Annotated in this window: 12 protein-coding genes; 7 read left to right on the forward strand and 5 right to left on the reverse strand. The window is 47.6% G+C overall.

Translation table 11 applies throughout. The features are described 5' to 3' along the window. Positions 1 to 88 precede the first annotated feature (88 nt). The 4 genes from L5M37_RS16725 to L5M37_RS16740 all read right to left on the reverse strand — a co-directional run bounded on the left by L5M37_RS16725 (position 89) and on the right by L5M37_RS16740 (position 6858). Positions 89 to 1405, reverse strand: a complete 1317-nt coding sequence (locus L5M37_RS16725) for a hemolysin family protein (protein WP_263201290.1) — start codon at positions 1403 to 1405, stop codon at positions 89 to 91. A 755-nt stretch (positions 1406 to 2160) separates the two neighbouring features. Then, a complete protein-coding gene (locus L5M37_RS16730) occupies positions 2161 to 3945 on the reverse strand; it encodes a GGDEF domain-containing protein (protein ID WP_105253010.1) in 1785 nt (594 codons plus the stop codon). Positions 3946 to 3990: 45 nt separating this feature from the next. Further along, a complete protein-coding gene (locus L5M37_RS16735; protein ID WP_263201291.1) occupies positions 3991 to 5019 on the reverse strand; it encodes an ABC transporter substrate-binding protein in 1029 nt (342 codons plus the stop codon). 693 nt (positions 5020 to 5712) lie between these two features. Beyond that, positions 5713 to 6858 (reverse strand): YwqG family protein, encoded by a 1146-nt coding sequence (locus L5M37_RS16740; RefSeq protein ID WP_263201292.1) that lies wholly within the window; start codon positions 6856 to 6858, stop codon positions 5713 to 5715. A gap of 216 nt (positions 6859 to 7074) precedes the next feature. Here L5M37_RS16740 and L5M37_RS16745 point away from each other — a divergent pair, with 216 nt between their 5' ends. The 3 genes from L5M37_RS16745 (at position 7075) to L5M37_RS16755 (ending at position 10589) form a co-directional block, all read left to right on the forward strand. Further along, on the forward strand, positions 7075 to 8601 hold the full coding sequence (locus L5M37_RS16745; RefSeq protein WP_105250475.1) for a YifB family Mg chelatase-like AAA ATPase: 1527 nt from the start codon (positions 7075 to 7077) through the stop codon (positions 8599 to 8601). Between the two features lie 112 nt (positions 8602 to 8713). Beyond that, positions 8714 to 9610: an acyltransferase gene (locus L5M37_RS16750; protein ID WP_263201293.1), complete on the forward strand. Its 897-nt coding sequence runs from the start codon at positions 8714 to 8716 to the stop codon at positions 9608 to 9610. Between the two features lie 34 nt (positions 9611 to 9644). Then, complete coding sequence (locus tag L5M37_RS16755) at positions 9645 to 10589, forward strand: acyltransferase (protein ID WP_263201294.1); 945 nt, start codon at positions 9645 to 9647, stop codon at positions 10587 to 10589. A 7-nt stretch (positions 10590 to 10596) separates the two neighbouring features. Here the strand turns inward: L5M37_RS16755 and L5M37_RS16760 are convergent, their stop codons facing one another. Then, positions 10597 to 11091: a DUF523 domain-containing protein gene (locus L5M37_RS16760; RefSeq protein WP_263201296.1), complete on the reverse strand. Its 495-nt coding sequence runs from the start codon at positions 11089 to 11091 to the stop codon at positions 10597 to 10599. A gap of 300 nt (positions 11092 to 11391) precedes the next feature. On the opposite strand from L5M37_RS16760, the gene L5M37_RS16765 reads away from it, so the two are divergent. The 4 genes from L5M37_RS16765 (at position 11392) to acnD (ending at position 17068) form a co-directional block, all read left to right on the forward strand. Next, positions 11392 to 12159: a GntR family transcriptional regulator gene (locus L5M37_RS16765; RefSeq protein WP_006084449.1), complete on the forward strand. Its 768-nt coding sequence runs from the start codon at positions 11392 to 11394 to the stop codon at positions 12157 to 12159. Positions 12160 to 12211: 52 nt separating this feature from the next. Further along, positions 12212 to 13090, forward strand: coding sequence for a methylisocitrate lyase (gene prpB, locus L5M37_RS16770; protein WP_006084450.1), 879 nt, complete (start codon positions 12212 to 12214; stop codon positions 13088 to 13090). Between the two features lie 167 nt (positions 13091 to 13257). Then, the gene (gene prpC / locus L5M37_RS16775; protein WP_219234858.1) at positions 13258 to 14385 is read left to right on the forward strand and encodes a 2-methylcitrate synthase; all 1128 of its coding nucleotides are present in this window, start codon (positions 13258 to 13260) and stop codon (positions 14383 to 14385) included. A 79-nt stretch (positions 14386 to 14464) separates the two neighbouring features. Continuing rightward, on the forward strand, positions 14465 to 17068 hold the full coding sequence (acnD, locus tag L5M37_RS16780; RefSeq protein WP_263201297.1) for a Fe/S-dependent 2-methylisocitrate dehydratase AcnD: 2604 nt from the start codon (positions 14465 to 14467) through the stop codon (positions 17066 to 17068). Positions 17069 to 17137 lie beyond the last annotated feature (69 nt).

Raw genomic sequence — 17137 nt, forward strand, 5'->3', positions numbered from 1 at the left:
CACTATCGAACAGTTGCGATCAAATTGGTGCTAACGAGCTATTGCCACAGGATTTCTATCGCAAGGCAATCAACACAAGATGACAGGATTACACATCCGGCGAGTTGAGCTTATCAATAGGATCGATACGGGTCACCAATAGCTGATCGACCTTGTACGAATCGATATCGACCACCTCAAATTTATAGCCCGCATAGTTCACGAAATCCGTACGCTTAGGGATTTTACGCAGCATATACATCATAAAACCAGCAATGGTTTCGTAGTTCTGATTATGCGGAAACTCCTCAATACCAAAGGCGCGCATTACGTCGGTAATAGGCGTCACACCGTCAACTAACCAAGAGTTGCTATCACGGGCGATGATCTGCTCTTCGCTCTCGTGCAATGACCAAGCCCCCATTACAGCGCGCTGTAGATCGTTAGTCGTGACAATCCCCACCACTAAGGCGTATTCGTTCATGACCACGGCAAAATCGGCGCGACTATTTTTAAAGTATTCCATCGCTTCTGACAGGCTGAGCGTATCGGGAATGATCAGCGAAGTATGGACTAAGTTACTGCCTTTTAAGATGATATTCTCACCGTTGATCACACGGATCAGCAATTCTTTCGCATCCACGAAGCCTTTGATCATATCCAACTGACCATCGCAGACGAGGAACTTAGTATGGGGATCTTCAGAAATTTTACGCTTGATATCTTCTTCACTGTCTTGCAGTAAAAAGTACACTAAGCTTTCACGGGCCGTCATGGCCGAAGTCACAGAAACGGTTTGCATTTCAAACACATTTTCCATCATCTGTTGCTCACCGCGATCTAGCACCCCAGCTTCGGCACCCGCATTCATGACGGCATAAATGTCGTCGGAGGTGATGGCATCGTTACGCACGGTTGGGATCTGCAGCAGTTTAAAGATACCACTAGCCATGCCATTGAAAAACCACACTAATGGGCGTAATAGCACAATACAGAAAGACATAGGCCCGACAACAGCTAAAGCGACAGGCTCAGGCATCGCCATGGCAATGCGTTTTGGCATTAAATCGGCGACTAAAATAAAGGCGCTGGTTACCGTTATGAAGGATAAAACAAAGCTCAATTGGCTCAGCCAAGGCTCGGCAACTAAAGGGGAAAGCAACTGATAGAAGTAAGGCCGAAATGCCGACTCACCCACAATACCGCCCATGATGGCAACGGCATTAAGACCAATTTGTACTACCGTAAAAAAGCTGCCGGGAACGGCTTGTAACTGCAGCACTTTTTCTGCTCGTGCATCGCCCTCATCGGCTAACTGACGTAAACGAATTTTACGTGAAGCGGCAAGTGCAATTTCTGACATAGAGAAAAAACAACTCGCGCCGATTAGACACAATATAATCATCACGTTATCAAAGAGACTCATGTAACACCTTTCATTTAACACTGGACTAACTAGGACCAACCCGCGCCTTATTGCTCGCGTGTCAGTTGAATTCATTGTATTTGAGCAAAGTTTGCTTTGTCTGGTCGCTGCACAACAAGATTGTATTGACCACTTTCACCCCTGAGATGAATGAGCGCTTAGATGACAATCATTAGGGTGCACTCAGTATATCTGCAAATTCACGAGTTATGCGTGACTCCGCTCTCGCAGCACACGCATAGCGCTAATGCACTTGCATCATTTAAGTAATGTTTTATGTCGAAGCGACTGAATATACAGCATTTAATTATTTTACTCGACTCGATGGCATTAGACATCCGAGCGCGGTGGCTTTGATATTGAGCTGCTAGAACGTACATTTAAGCCAATAGAATTGACTATGCAGTCGTGGCTTTGCTTAGTTGCGTTACGTAAAATACGTCCAGAATGGCAGCATGGATGTCACTCAGAGTGCATCGCTAAATCGACATTAGGCGGCAGATTATATCTCATCTGCCGCCTAATATTACCTCACCTTGGGTAATTTTTATCTTAGCGACTTATCTACCGCTATGTTTCACATAAATGTTATCAATTAGTTAGCATGATTGAGGGCGTCTGTGGCGTGGTGATGCTAACCGAATATGTCTCCAATTTTGCAGCATAGAGCCTAGACTCTTGAAGCTCAGTAGCCAATCCAGCAACGCGTTGGGATATCTTGGCGAAAGAGTAACGTCACCTTCAACCGGCTCCCATTAAATCACTTCAACCTCGACTCTGTTGCGACCTTTATCCTTAGCGCGATAGAGGCAAACATCGGCGCGGCGTAATACGTCGGCCATCTTAAACCCCGAGATCTTATCTAATGGCAAAAACACGCTGCCAATACTGATCGTCACCACAGCCAAGGGAGATACTTGATGGGGAATATTGAGTTGCTCAACGAGATAACACAGTTGCGTAGCAATAGCCGTTAACTGTGCTGGCGTGACCTGCTCGACGACCAAAGCAAACTCTTCACCACCAATGCGAGCCAATAGAGCATTATGCGGCAGGATATCGCACTGTGCTAAGGCATCTGCCACTCGCTTGAGCACAGTATCGCCTTCAAGATGACCATAAGTGTCGTTGTAGGATTTGAAATAATCGATATCCAACATTAACAATCCCGCTGGAGTGTTAGCTTGTAGCACAGTAGCTAATCTTTCGGTAAAGGGTCGTCTATTAGCTAAGCCAGTTAACTCATCGGTTTCAGCCATCACCTTTAATTGGCTATTCGCGGCAACCAGCGCTTGTTGTAGCACTATCATCTGACGCTCTTTCTGTTCGCGTAGCAGTAACTCGTTCAATGCGGAGGCGAATTGGGTCAGCATATTCTTTTTCTGGGCGTTCCAATTTAATGGCCGCGACACAGTCGACAGCGAGAGCAATCCCAATAACTCCCCAGCATTTTTAATCGCAAAGGCGGCAATCGAACATATCCCCACGGATTTCATTACCTCATATTCCTGTGGTGAAAAAGCCTTTAACGCCTCAAGATCCTCAATCACTAAGGTCGATTCCGTCTCGAATTTTTTAGCCAGTTGAGCAATATTATCTACCGAAATCACTTGGACCTTATTTGCGTGTAAGTCACTGGTCCAAAAGCTGCGGTAATAGGCATGCTGCTGATTGAATTCGAGAAGACTCACCCTTTCAACATCAAATAACTGACCTATTTTGTGGCATACCTCAGTTAAGGTTTTATCCACATTGCAGGTATCTATGCTCAAAAATTGCAACGAAATCTCAGCCAACAATTGATTCGACTGCGACTGCCAATCTAATTCTTTAGTTCGTTCTTTGACTAAGTCAGACAATAAATGCTGTTGTTGTTGCAGTGCACGTTGCTGACGTTTATTGATGGCTAAATCATTACGTATCCTTTGATACATGCCCTTAAGTGACAATGCCACATGGGCTATTTCATCGGGTCTTGCGGTTACCGTCTCGGGCACAGATAACTTTTTTAACGAGTTAAGATTGATTTTATTAGTGAAATCTTCCAGTGCCGACAATCTATCTGTCACCATGAGTCGCACTAAGGTCAAAATCAAATAAATCATCAATAGGGTCTTTAACCCATTACCGAGCACGATAAAAATCAACTGCCTCCACAGCTCGTAGTAAAGCCGATTGGTATCTAACCCTACAGTCAAAGTCGCTATCGACTGCTCTTGATAGGTCACAGGATAGTGAAATAGAGTTTGCGACTCGTCATCGGTTAACAAAGGTTTACCCAGATGCATAGTGACGCCATCGATACTGTCTAAATGTACACTCGACACTAGTGGCATCATCCCCAGTCCAGAGAGCAAATCCGATAACAAGCTACGGTCGACGTCCCACAGCGACTTAGCCACGCTTGGCAAAATAGATTCTGAATACTCGCGGATATCCGAAGTCGCATTATCGATACTATCCTGATAGTTCCAAATCAACTGTACCAGCATAGTTAATACAGCAAAAAACGAGCTCACCCCAATAATAATCAGCGTCATCTTGTGGCTAATAGAATGATTACGATGCTTCATGTACACCTGTTATTACGCCTTGAGGGGCAACTTATTCAAAATCTGAGACTGGAAAATCTGTGGCCAATCTCGAGCAACTAACATTTGATAAAATGCCGAATCTGGTTGCAAAACACCGAACAAGGCAACATTGTCATAGGGGAGATATTTTTTATGCTGCTGATAATATTGCAATTCGACCAAACCTAAAGCGCCAACCAAAAAATGCCCGCCACCAATAACACTCACAGAGTGCTGGCGACAAAGCTGTAAAATCTCAGGTGAAGTATTGATCGTACCGACAAATACATCTTTACCAGACACCAAACCTTTTTCCTTCAATGCCTTAAGCACCCCAATCGCCATACGATCACTGGCGGCCCAAATCACATTCAGATCAGGATAACGATTCAGCAGGGTTAACGCTTGCCCATAAGCCACTGCCTCACTCCATTGGCCATAAACCGTTTGAGTCAGAGTGGCATTGGACTGCATAAAGAAATAGTCACTGGCACCTTGGGTTCGTAGCACTGAAGCAGGCGTCGATTTATCGCCCGAAATCAACAGAACTTTAGCCGCCTTTCCCTCTAAGTCGTCCATTAAGGCCTTAGCGGTCGCCGAACCAATAGCGTAATTATCGGGAATAATGGCGGGTAACAGATATTCTTGCCAATGGGGATCTTGCAGCAAGGCATCACGCTCGCCAGGGGAAATATCATTTAAAATCAATTGCACATAGACAGGGTGAGGATAAAGCGCCTGTAGCATTTTTATCGCGGATTGTTTTTCATTAACCAGAATAACGTAATTAGGTAACGCCTTTGCAGAAGCTAACAACTCATCGAGTTGAGTGATCATCTTGAAGTGATTGCGATCGGAATGAATGATATCGAGTTTAATATCGAGTGTCGTCGATGCCGCCAACATCAATTGGTCGACATCTCCCCAAAAACTGTCATCGACAGCCCCAGGATTAAAAAAAACCACATCGAGTTTTGCCCATGCTGCCCCACCAAAACCCGCAGTACAGATAAACATACACGCTAACATCCACGAACGCATAGGCGAGTTCTCCTCGACCATGTTCCCTCAAATGTCATCCTTCACAAGAGGTCACTTTATTATTATCGATTCACAACCTTGTTACCGCATCACCACCCAAAATGTTGCTAAAATCGGCAGCAGATGTTTCGATTAAACCACAAAATGATACAAAGTATACTTTATATGCTGACTATTTATTCCGACACCCTGTCTGTATAAGGAGTTCGAGTGGCTCAGTAGCAGAATATTTATGGGGATGTAAATGGCGGCCTTATAGTCAGTCTTGCGACCTAACCACGGAGAAAATGACGGGGACTTAAAAGGAATACAAGTTAGAACTCAGACGTTAATGCAGCCTAGCGGTCGAGTTGAATCAAGGTCGTGGGGAGGGGAACCATGATTTTCAGTGGAGGGTAAACCAAATGAGACTGTGCAACGATGCCCTCATATAATGGCATAGGTTGACTAATCTCTATTAACTGATTGAAATAATTAAATATAACTATCAAGCACTCAATCTATTCAGTGGTAATCATTTCTCCCAGAATCAATCCTTTATAACTCATATTCATTCAAAGGCACTAAATTGTGCTTGCGACTCTTCTTTTAATCGGTCACAACATACACCTTCAATCGTCTCGATGTACTCCGATTGCTGTGTAGCCCGGAGCGCCAAACAAAAAGGTTGGCAGTAGCCAACCTTTCAATGAACTAATAATCATAAATGCAGTAAATGCGTTCAAATTGACCCGACGCGAGATCGTCCCGGTGGATAATAAAATTCAATTGCATAGAATGCTCACTGTAGACGACTTTGAACAGTACTAGATAATCTTCGGCATTGCCGCCTAATTCAGCCGCGGCATGGAGTTCGGGGGCTTTATAGCGACTATCGCCATGGCCATTAATGCTGGCGATACCATTGTAATACGGCAGCGGCTGCTCGGGGACCAGCAATGCCTGCAAGTTGGATGACTGCCAGTCGGTATTAGCCCATTGCGATTGAGTGAGAATCTGACCAGGGATAAACCCGTGCTCATTCAATTGTATCAGCTCATAGCCCTTGAGCTGATCTTGCCACTCTGGTGCCAATTCATCATCCACAACCGCTAGGGCCTCCAGCACCATAGCTTGTTGCGGTTCTGGTAGCGCTTGTAAACGTGCCTTGGCTAACTTTACTAAATGCGGGTTGTCACTATTAATCATGTCAGGGGCTATCATCTTAATGCTGGCAATTCCCTGAAGTTGATAAGCCTCTTCATACTCATAGTTTGCACATACCGCATCGTCGAACTTAGGTTCGGCAATCGCTTTTCCAGAGTTCAGTTGCTGATCCTCAGCGACATAATAGACATGGCCGCGAAGCATTTCCGAGAATCGCCAGCGCTCCAAAAAGAACAACAATCGCCCTTCTCGAGGCAAATAAGATTGAAACGCCTTCAGGTCGCTGCAGTTGAGCTGTGCGATAAATTGCATGGGCACACGGAAGGCTTGCGCCGCCTCGTCCCAATCCCAATTATGCTCCTCATCAGTCTCCCAATCGTCCTGCCAGTCCTCCCGCCAATGCTCATTAATAAACTCGCGGGTATGGCCAAAGCTCTCAACATAGCCATCAAGCATCTCCTCCCTTCCGACCAGAGTGACGGGGTAATCCATTCCCACAGGCAAATCCGGCAATCCACCCATCCGGCTGTTACCTAACTGAGCATAATCTTCGATTGCACAGGGATAGAGATCGACACTATTGCGAATAAATGCCGAAAGCGTATGGGCAAGATGTGGGTCTTTAAACTGCGCCAGCTTTTGCTCTAACAACTGCCGACGAATGGGGGAATTTTCTGCTAAAAATATATCCATATTTACCTCACGACTCCAATGTTTGTTTTTTATCATTTCTATCAACTATTTGCCATCTTCAAATAAGGCAAATTGCCAAGCCTATCACACGATTAGCAAAGCCAGAGTCAACGGCTTGCTAATGAGAAGGGCAACGACCTAGGCGATAGGAAACCCCTCCCATTAATTACTGCTACACTCAAATTCAGCGAAAAAGATCAACAAAAGGATTTGTTTATGGCGATTGCCTGTGTCAATACCCGAGCCAGTTGTGGGGTCGAAGCTCCACAAGTCACAGTTGAAGTGCATCTCAGCAACGGCTTACCAGCATTTAATCTTGTAGGCTTACCCGAAGCTTCGGTAAAAGAAGCCCGTGAGCGAGTACGCAGTGCCTTGATCAATGCGGGATTCGAGTTTCCGATGCGACGGATAACCGTCAATCTCGCGCCAGCTGATTTACCTAAACAAGGTGGCCGCTACGACTTACCCATCGCCGTGGGCATATTGGCTGCTTCGGAACAGATTCCCATTAACAGTTTAAAAAATATCGAGTTTGTCGGCGAGCTGGCACTGTCAGGGCACATACGTTACTGCCAAGGGTTATTGCCCGCGATTATCGCTGCGAAGCGCCAAGACCATACCTTGGTCTTACCGCTAGATAACCGCCACGATGCAGAGCTAGTCGGCTATCCCAATGTGTTATTTGGTTCGCATCTGCAAAGTCTAGCCGCGTATTTACAAGGGCAAAACCAACTGCCCACACTGGCGCCACAGTTAGAATGGGTAAGCCAAGAGACACCCGAGTCCCATACTTGCCTGAGCGATGTGATTGGCCAATATCAGGCTAAGCAAGCACTCGAAATTGCCGCTGCGGGTAACCACAACCTCTTGATGCTAGGCCCGCCAGGTACAGGCAAGACCATGCTTGCCAGCCGCATGATGGCACTATTGCCCGCGCTCAATTATGAGGAAGCGTTAGAAGTGGCGGCAATTCATTCCGTTGCTGGACTCGACATTAAACCGCAGCATTTTTTACAGCGACCATTTAGGGCGCCGCACCACACGAGTTCTTCGATCTCCCTCGTGGGCGGTGGCAGTATCCCAAAACCCGGTGAGATCTCCCTCGCCCATCGCGGTGTATTATTCTTGGATGAAGTGGCTGAATTTCCGCGTAAAGTCTTAGATTGCCTGCGCGAACCGATGGAAACCGGCGAAGTAGTGATTTCCCGCGCCGCCGCTAAACTGACATTTTTGAGTCGATTCCAATTAATCGCAGCGATGAATCCTAGCCCTAGTGGCGACTTGGATAGCCATCATAGATCCAGCCCTGAACAAATCCAACGTTACCTTTCGCGGCTTTCAGGTCCGTTTCTCGATCGTTTCGACTTGACCATAGAAGTGCCCAAACTTCCCGCGGGCACTTTAACTCAAGCCGCGCCGCAGACAGAAACCAGCCAAGATATCGCCAAACGAGTTAAGCTAGCACGTGAACTACAACTCGCCCGTGCTGGTGTGCTCAATAGCGAACTTACAGGGAAACAATTGAAACGCTTCAGCGGGCTCAGTGATGCTGATTTAGTGTTTTTGGAGCAAAGCGTGGTCAAGCTTGGCCTTTCGGTTCGCAGTTTTCATCGTATACAAAGAGTCGCCCGCACTATCGCCGATCTTGAACAAGCACCTAACACCGAACGCCGCCATCTTGCCCAAGCACTGGGTTATCGTGCTATGGATAGGTTGCTAGCACGACTATCCCAGCAATATTGAATCAGCCGCTTTACAGTGAAGATGAACAAATGCACCGACCAGCAGTGCCTAAGATTGAGCCAAACGCCTACACCGAGTAACATAGGCCTCCAATTTTTGTCAGGGGGCTCGGATGGGAATGCTGTTTTCACAGATAAAAGGCTGTATTGCATTTTTAGGTTACGTTATAAATACCGTCTTTTGGACTATCCCAATCGTGTTAATCAGTTTTATAAAACTGATACCTATCAGTCTATTAAGGACTGCGACTAGTCATGTGCTCGATTTTTGTGCCAGCGCTTGGATCAGTGTTAATGGCGTAATTGAACGCTGCTTACATCCCGTTAAGATTGAACTGAGTGGTGACACCGACTTTTCCACTAAAGAGTGGTACATGGTGATTGCCAACCACCAGTCTTGGGTCGATATCCTGATCCTGCAGCGGATTTTTAACCGAAAAATCCCTTTCTTAAAGTTTTTCCTCAAGCAAGAGCTGATTTTTGTGCCCGTATTAGGCCTAGCTTGGTGGGCACTCGATTTTCCTTTTATGCGTCGTTATAGCACAGCACAGTTGCGTAAGAACCCTAAGTTAAAGGGCAAAGACATTGAAATTACACGTAAAGCCTGTGCTAAGTTTAAGGCTAAGCCTGTGAGTGTGATGAACTTTGTCGAAGGCACGCGCTTCAGCAAGGCTAAGCATCAAAAACAAAACTCACAGTTCCAACATTTGCTAAAACCTAAAGCGGGCGGAATGGCCTTCGCGCTATCAGCCATGGGTGAACAGATCCACAAGCTAGTCGATGTCTCCATTTACTACCCAGACGCAGTACCGAGCTATTGGGACTACCTGACAGGCAAGTTGCCAAGCGTTAAAGTACACATCAAGGTCTCCGATATTGATCCTGCGATGCGCGGCGATTATATGAATGACCGCGATTTTAAAATTGGCTTCCAAGAACAACTGAATCAACTCTGGCTCACTAAGGATCAAGTGTTAAGCCAACTCGCTAGCCAAGCGAATAAAGAATAAAGAATAAAGAATAAAGAATAAAGGTAACGCCACTATGTTGAATTTCCTGCCTGGTTCAGTGTTGTTTATGCTGAGCTTAAGCTTGCTGATCATTAATACCGCCGTTTGGGGCTCGCTTATCAGCATTGGCGGATTAGTGAAACTTGTGATGCCAGCACAAGGTGCGCGCAATGCGGTGACTACGGTCATGAACCGTTTTATGTGGGCTTGGGCCTGCTGCAACGGTGGCATCTTGTATTTGATCGCTAAAATTGAGTGGGATGTCAAAGGGCTCGAAGGACTCGATAAAAACAGCTGGTATTTGCTGATCAGCAACCACCTCAGTGGATTCGATATCGCCGCGCAAACTTACGTGTTACGTAACCACATCCCTATGCTGAAGTTCTTCCTCAAAAAAGAACTCATCTATGTGCCCATCATGGGCCTAGGATGTTGGGCGCTGGATATGCCATTTATGAATAGAACCAGCCCAGCAAAACTTAAAAAGAATCCAAAGCTTAAGGGCAAAGATTTAGCGACCACACGCCGCGCCTGTGCCAAGTTTAGCAATATGCCCACGTCAATCATTAACTATGTTGAAGGCAGCCGTTTTACCCAAGATAAACATCAGCGCCAAAACTCGCCTTATCAACATTTGTTACGTCCTAAAGCGGGTGGTATCGCCTTTACCTTATCAGCCATGGGCGAACAATTTACTAACCTGCTGGATATGACAATCGTCTACCCAGATGCGCCTGACGATATTCTGTTTGGGGTGATGAATGGTAAGGTCAGTAAGATTATTGTGCGAATTAACGCCCTGCCCGTGCCTCAGGTAGATGCGGCACGTTATTTCTCTGAGTCTGAGTACCGCGTCGAATTCCAGCGCTGGTTAAACCAAGTGTGGGCGGAAAAAGATCAACAAATTCATGCTTTACTCCAAACACATCAAAGTGTGAACAATAAGGCCACCAGCCCAAATCACACTCAAGCAAGCTAGCTCGTCTCTAGCTTTGCTCTAGTTCAGCAACGTATGCCGCTGCAGCGGATAACTCCAATTCATTGAATACGGTTATTCCTGCGGCGCTGAGTTTTTCAGCTGTTAATCCTTGTCCCGCAATTAACTGTTTTACAAATTGACCATCGTAAATCTGCCTATTACCACAGGATGGACTGCGGGCTTTTAGGATCGCCACTTTAATGCCTTCTTGCTGCGCCAGCTTAAGGGCGAGATCGGCTCCCAGACTAAAAGCGTGGGTCACATCCTCACCCTGAGCGGTTAAGATACGCTGCCCAACCCGCTCAGCAGGCGGTCTGGGTGTCGGCAAACCGCCTGCACATTCGGGACAAATCGCTACAATCCGCCCTTGCTCAAGCCACGTCTGTACAAGTTCGCTCTCCATCAAGTTATGACCACCGTCGTAGCGCACCGCTTGCCCGAGTAAACAACTGCTCACTAACACTTTTTCCACTGTCATCCCCAAATGTCTCATTCCGCCCATAGCATAACGCGAAGGATAAACATGCCAAATGCATTTGGACGATTTTCCCCAAAACCATCAACATCCGCAACGAGGTTGGAAGGTTAAAACCACGTCATTGTTGACAATTTAATATTTAAATATTCATAACATAAAATATTAACAACGAGATAATAAAAATAAAATGTTAAAAATCAATAGCAAAAACAGAAATTCATTGAAATATAGACTTACGTCTAAGTAAACACATTGTTGACAATCCACCAAGGGAGGGCTATTTTTTACCCATTGTCGACAATCCTATTAATAGTGATGCGCTCTATGTTGAAGCAAGACACGACGTTCGTTTCTGATGACACTCAAGTTCCCCACCTACACAAGGTCAAATCGACCTCGGCAGATAAGACGTCGACCACATTAGCCGATCAAATTTTGGTGCAGATCCAAACCAGCATCATCAAGGGCGAACTGCCTGCGGGCAGCAAGATTAACGAGCAAGCACTGGCCGAAAAGTACGGCATCAGCCGCGGCCCGACCCGCGAAGCCCTGCAAACCTTAGAAAGACAACGTTTAGTGGTGCGTGCGCCCCATGTTGGTGCCCGCGTCGCCCAGCTAACAGTGAGTGAACTTAACGATTTATATCAACTACGTAGCGTGCTTGAAGGCATGGCCTGCGAACTCGCCGCCAGCCGTATCACCCCAGAACAATTAGCCAAGCTAGAAGATCTGCTCGCAACGCAAGAAGCGGCGCTCGCCAAGGGTGATACTTACTTCCAAGAGGAAGGCGATGTCGACTTCCACTACCAAATTATTCAAGCCAGCGGTAACAAGCATCTGCAGGAAACCTTAGTCGGTGGTCTGTATCACTTGCTACGTATGTACCGCTACCAGTGCACCAATAAAAATCGCCCCGTGAAAGCGATTGCCGAACACAGACGCATAGTCGAAGCCATTGCCCAGCGCGATGGTGAGTTGGCCAGTTTGCTGATGCGCCGCCATATCGAACAAGGGCGTAAAAATACCGAATTACGCTTAATTGAATTGCAAGCCAATGCAGCCGCAAAAGAAACCTTAGCCAACATTAGCTAAGTTCTTACGGCTCAATATGCCCACTTCCCATAAAATGGAAAAGAATAAAACCATGACTCAAAGCGCAGGATTACGTTTTCGCCAAGCTCTTGCTAAGGCCAAACCGTTACAAATCGTTGGCACCACCAATGCCTATTTTGCCTTAATGGCAGAACAAACAGGCTTCCAAGCCTTGTATCTTTCGGGCGCTGGCGTTGCCAATGCTTCCTACGGTTTGCCTGACTTGGGCATGACCTCAATGAATGACGTGCTGATTGATGCCGGCCGCATCACCTCCGCCACGCAGGTGCCTTTATTGGTCGATATCGATACTGGCTGGGGCGGCGCATTCAACATTGCTCGTACCATCAAAGAATTCGAAAAAATCGGCGTCGCTGCTGTGCACATGGAAGACCAAGTGTCGCAAAAGCGTTGCGGCCATAGACCTAACAAAGCGGTCGTGAGCATTGAAGAAATGGTCGATCGCATTAAAGCGGCCGTCGATGCCCGTACCGATCCTAACTTTGTGATCATGGCGCGTACCGATGCGGTCGCCGTGGAAGGTTTAGAAGCGGGAATTGAACGTGCTCAAGCGTATATCGCCGCCGGTGCCGACATGATCTTCGCCGAAGCCTTAACTGAGCTAGACCAATATCGCCATTTTAAAGCACAGGTAAAAGCACCGATTTTGGCGAACATGACTGAATTTGGTCAAACCCAATTGTTCAATAAAGAAGAACTCGCCGAGGCGGGTGCCGACATGGTGCTTTATCCACTCGGTACTTTCCGTGCAGCCAACCAAGCCGCACTGAACGTCATGCAAGCGCTGATGAATGATGGTCATCAACGCAACGTGCTAGACACTATGCAGACCCGTAAAGACTTGTATAAATACTTAGGCTACCACGCCTTTGAAGACAAGTTAGATCAACTGTTCAGCCAAGATAAATAACCGAAAAGCTGCAACCCTACAGGGTTTGACGTTAAAACAGATTTAGCGTTAAACAAATTAAATAAAAAGTGCAGACTTAACCAATAAATGTAGGCGAATGAACACTCAAAAATAAGTGCATTCATCCACCAGCAATAACCACATAGAGTTAACGGAAGGGAAGGATTATGTCAGAAGCTAAAAAACTAAGCGGTGCAGGATTACGTGGCCAGAGTGCAGGCGAAACCGCATTGAGCACAGTGGGCGTGTCAGGCTCGGGCCTAACGTACCGCGGTTATGATGTGAAAGATCTCGGTGAAAATGCCACCTTCGAAGAAGTCGCCTATCTCATTCTTTACGGCGAGCTGCCCACGGCAGCCCAACTTGATGCCTACAAAACCAAACTCAAAGGCCTTCGCGGTCTGCCGCAAGCATTAAAAGAAGTATTGGAGCGCATTCCAGCCGACACTCATCCTATGGATGTGATGCGTACTGGCTGCTCTATGCTAGGCAACTTAGAAGCCGAGCACAGCTTTAGCGAACAGAGTGAAATTACCGACCGTTTACTCGCCGCATTCCCATCGATCATCTGTTACTGGTATCGCTTTAGCCACGATGGCGTGCGTATCGATACTGAAACCGATGACGATCAAATTGGCGCACACTTCCTCCACTTATTACATGGCAAAGCGCCGTCGGCACTGCATGCTAAAGTGATGGACGTATCGTTAATTCTTTATGCAGAACATGAATTTAACGCATCAACCTTTACCGCTCGCGTCTGTGCTTCCACCCTGTCAGATATGCATTCATGCGTCACTGGGGCGATTGGTTCACTGCGCGGCCCGCTGCATGGCGGCGCGAACGAAGCGGCGATGGAACTCATTCAAGATATGAAAGATGAAGCCGATGCGCGCGACATCTTAATGGGCAAACTCGAGCGTAAAGATAAGATCATGGGCTTCGGTCACGCGATCTACCGCGACAGCGATCCACGTAACGCCATCATCAAAGAATGGTCAGAAAAACTGGCGGCTGCCAACGGTGACGACCGCCTATACCGCGTATCAGTTGCCTGCGAAGCCCTGATGTGGGAACAGAAAAAACTCTTCTGTAATGCTGACTTCTTCCATGCCAGCGCTTACCACTACATGGATATTCCGACTAAGTTGTTTACGCCAATCTTCGTGTGTTCACGCGTCACTGGCTGGGCGGCGCACGTGATGGAGCAACGCTCTAACAACCGCATCATCCGCCCGAGTGCCGATTATGTGGGCGTGGCGCCGCGCAAAGTGGTACCAATTGCCAACCGTTAAGCAAAATTGACCACACTTGGCGCGAGATTTCACTCAATGTAAGTCTGCGCCAACTTCATTTTCCGAAATGGATGATGTTATGAGCACTGCTATGAATACCCAATATCGCAAGCCCTTACCCGGCACTCAACTCGATTACTTCGATACCCGCGAAGCCATAGAAGCCATTCAAGCTGGCTCGTATGCCAAGCTACCTTACACCTCGCGCGTTTTAGCCGAAAACTTAGTCCGTCGCTGCGATCCGGCCGTTTTGACCGACTCGCTAAAACAGATTATCGAATCTAAGCAAGAACTGGATTTCCCTTGGTTTCCTGCCCGCGTGGTGTGCCATGATATTTTGGGGCAAACCGCTTTAGTTGACCTTGCGGGTCTGCGTGACGCTATTGCCGCTAAAGGTGGCGATCCCGCCAAAGTGAACCCAGTTGTGCCAACCCAGCTGATTGTGGATCACTCACTCGCTGTCGAATTTGGTGGTTTTGATAAAGACGCCTTTGCCAAAAACCGCGCCATCGAAGACAGACGCAACGAAGACAGATTCCACTTTATTGATTGGACGCAAAAAGCTTTTAAAAACATTGATGTTATCCCTCAGGGTAACGGCATCATGCATCAAATTAACTTAGAGCGTATGTCCCCTGTGGTGCATTCACGCAATGGCGTGGCCTTCCCTGATACCTTAGTTGGCACCGACAGCCACACACCACACGTTGATGCACTGGGCGTTATCGCCATAGGTGTCGGCGGCTTAGAAGCCGAAAGCGTGATGCTAGGCCGCGCATCCTATATGCGTCTACCGGACATTATCGGTGTCGAGCTCACGGGCAGACCGCAGCCTGGCATTACGGCTACCGATATCGTATTGGCCTTGACCGAATTTTTACGCGCACAAAAAGTCGTCTCCTCTTATTTAGAGTTCTTCGGTGAAGGCGCAGCGGCGCTGACATTAGGCGATCGCGCCACGATTTCGAACATGACACCTGAGTTTGGCGCTACTGCGGCCATGTTCTACATCGACCAGCAAACCTTAGATTATTTGACCTTAACTGGCCGCGAAGCCGAGCAAGTTAAGCTGGTTGAAACCTATGCCAAAACCGCAGGTTTGTGGGCCGACAGCTTGACCGAAGTGCACTATCCACGCGTACTGCATTTTGATTTATCTTCGGTGGTGCGCACCATTGCAGGGCCATCAAACCCACATGCACGGGTGCCAACATCAGAATTGGCTGAGCGCGGAATTAGCGGCGTAGTCGAAAACGAGCCCGGCTTAATGCCCGATGGGGCTGTGATTATTGCGGCGATTACCAGCTGTACTAACACCAGTAACCCACGCAACGTGATTGCTGCAGGTCTCATTGCCCGCAACGCCAACGCTAAAGGCTTAAGCCGCAAACCTTGGGTCAAAACCTCACTCGCCCCCGGCTCAAAAGCTGTGCAGTTGTATTTGGAAGAAGCCAAGCTATTGCCTGAACTTGAACAACTCGGTTTTGGCATTGTTGGGTTTGCCTGTACGACGTGTAACGGTATGAGCGGCGCGCTGGATCCTGTGATTCAAAAAGAAGTGATCGACCGCGACTTGTACGCTACCGCAGTGTTATCGGGTAACCGAAACTTTGATGGCCGTATTCATCCCTATGCAAAACAAGCTTTCTTAGCATCGCCGCCATTGGTCGTCGCCTACGCGATTGCAGGCACCATACGTTTCGATATCGAAAAGGATGTGCTGGGATTAGATAAAGACGGTAAGCCATTAAAACTTATCGACATTTGGCCATCAGATGAAGAAATCGATGCCGTGATTGCGACAAGTGTTAAACCTGAGCAGTTCCGTAAAGTGTACGAGCCCATGTTCGATTTAGCCGTCGATTATGGCGAAAAAATCAGCCCGCTGTACGATTGGCGTCCGCAATCTACTTATATTCGTCGCCCACCTTACTGGGAAGGCGCATTGGCGGGTGAACGCGCACTCAAGGGTATGCGACCACTGGCGGTGCTGGGTGACAACATCACCACAGACCATTTATCGCCTTCTAACGCCATTATGATGGACAGCGCCGCGGGCGAATATCTGCACAAAATGGGCTTGCCGGAGGAAGACTTTAACTCCTACGCCACCCACAGGGGCGATCACTTAACCGCCCAGCGCGCAACCTTTGCCAACCCTAAGCTTAAAAACGAAATGGCGCTGGTTGATGGCAAAGTGCAACAAGGTTCACTGACGCGTATCGAACCCGAAGGCCAAGTGACTCGTATGTGGGAAGCGATTGAAACCTATATGGAACGTAAGCAACCGCTGATCATCATTGCGGGTGCGGATTACGGCCAAGGATCGTCCCGTGACTGGGCCGCCAAAGGCGTACGTTTAGCGGGCGTTGAGGCCATTGTTGCCGAAGGTTTCGAGCGTATTCATCGCACTAACTTAGTGGGCATGGGCGTGTTGCCACTGGAATTTAAAGTCGGTGACAACCGCGCCACCTATGGTATAGACGGCACAGAAGTGTTCGATGTCCTCGGCACGCCAGCGCCAAGAGCGAACTTAACTGTCGTTATCACCCGTAAAAACGGTGAGCGCATCGAAGTGCCAGTGACGTGTCGTCTCGATACCGCCGAAGAAGTGTCTATCTACGAGGCGGGCGGCGTATTGCAACGCTTCGCGCAGGACTTTTTAGAATCGAATCTGAAATAACACTCGCGCTAAAAAGGCGGCGATACCCATTTAGAATCGCCGCCTTTGATACCGACGCTAACCTGTATC

Origin of the sequence: Shewanella sp. SM69 (genome assembly GCF_025653985.1) — a bacterium.
GTDB lineage: Bacteria > Pseudomonadota > Gammaproteobacteria > Enterobacterales > Shewanellaceae > Shewanella > Shewanella oncorhynchi.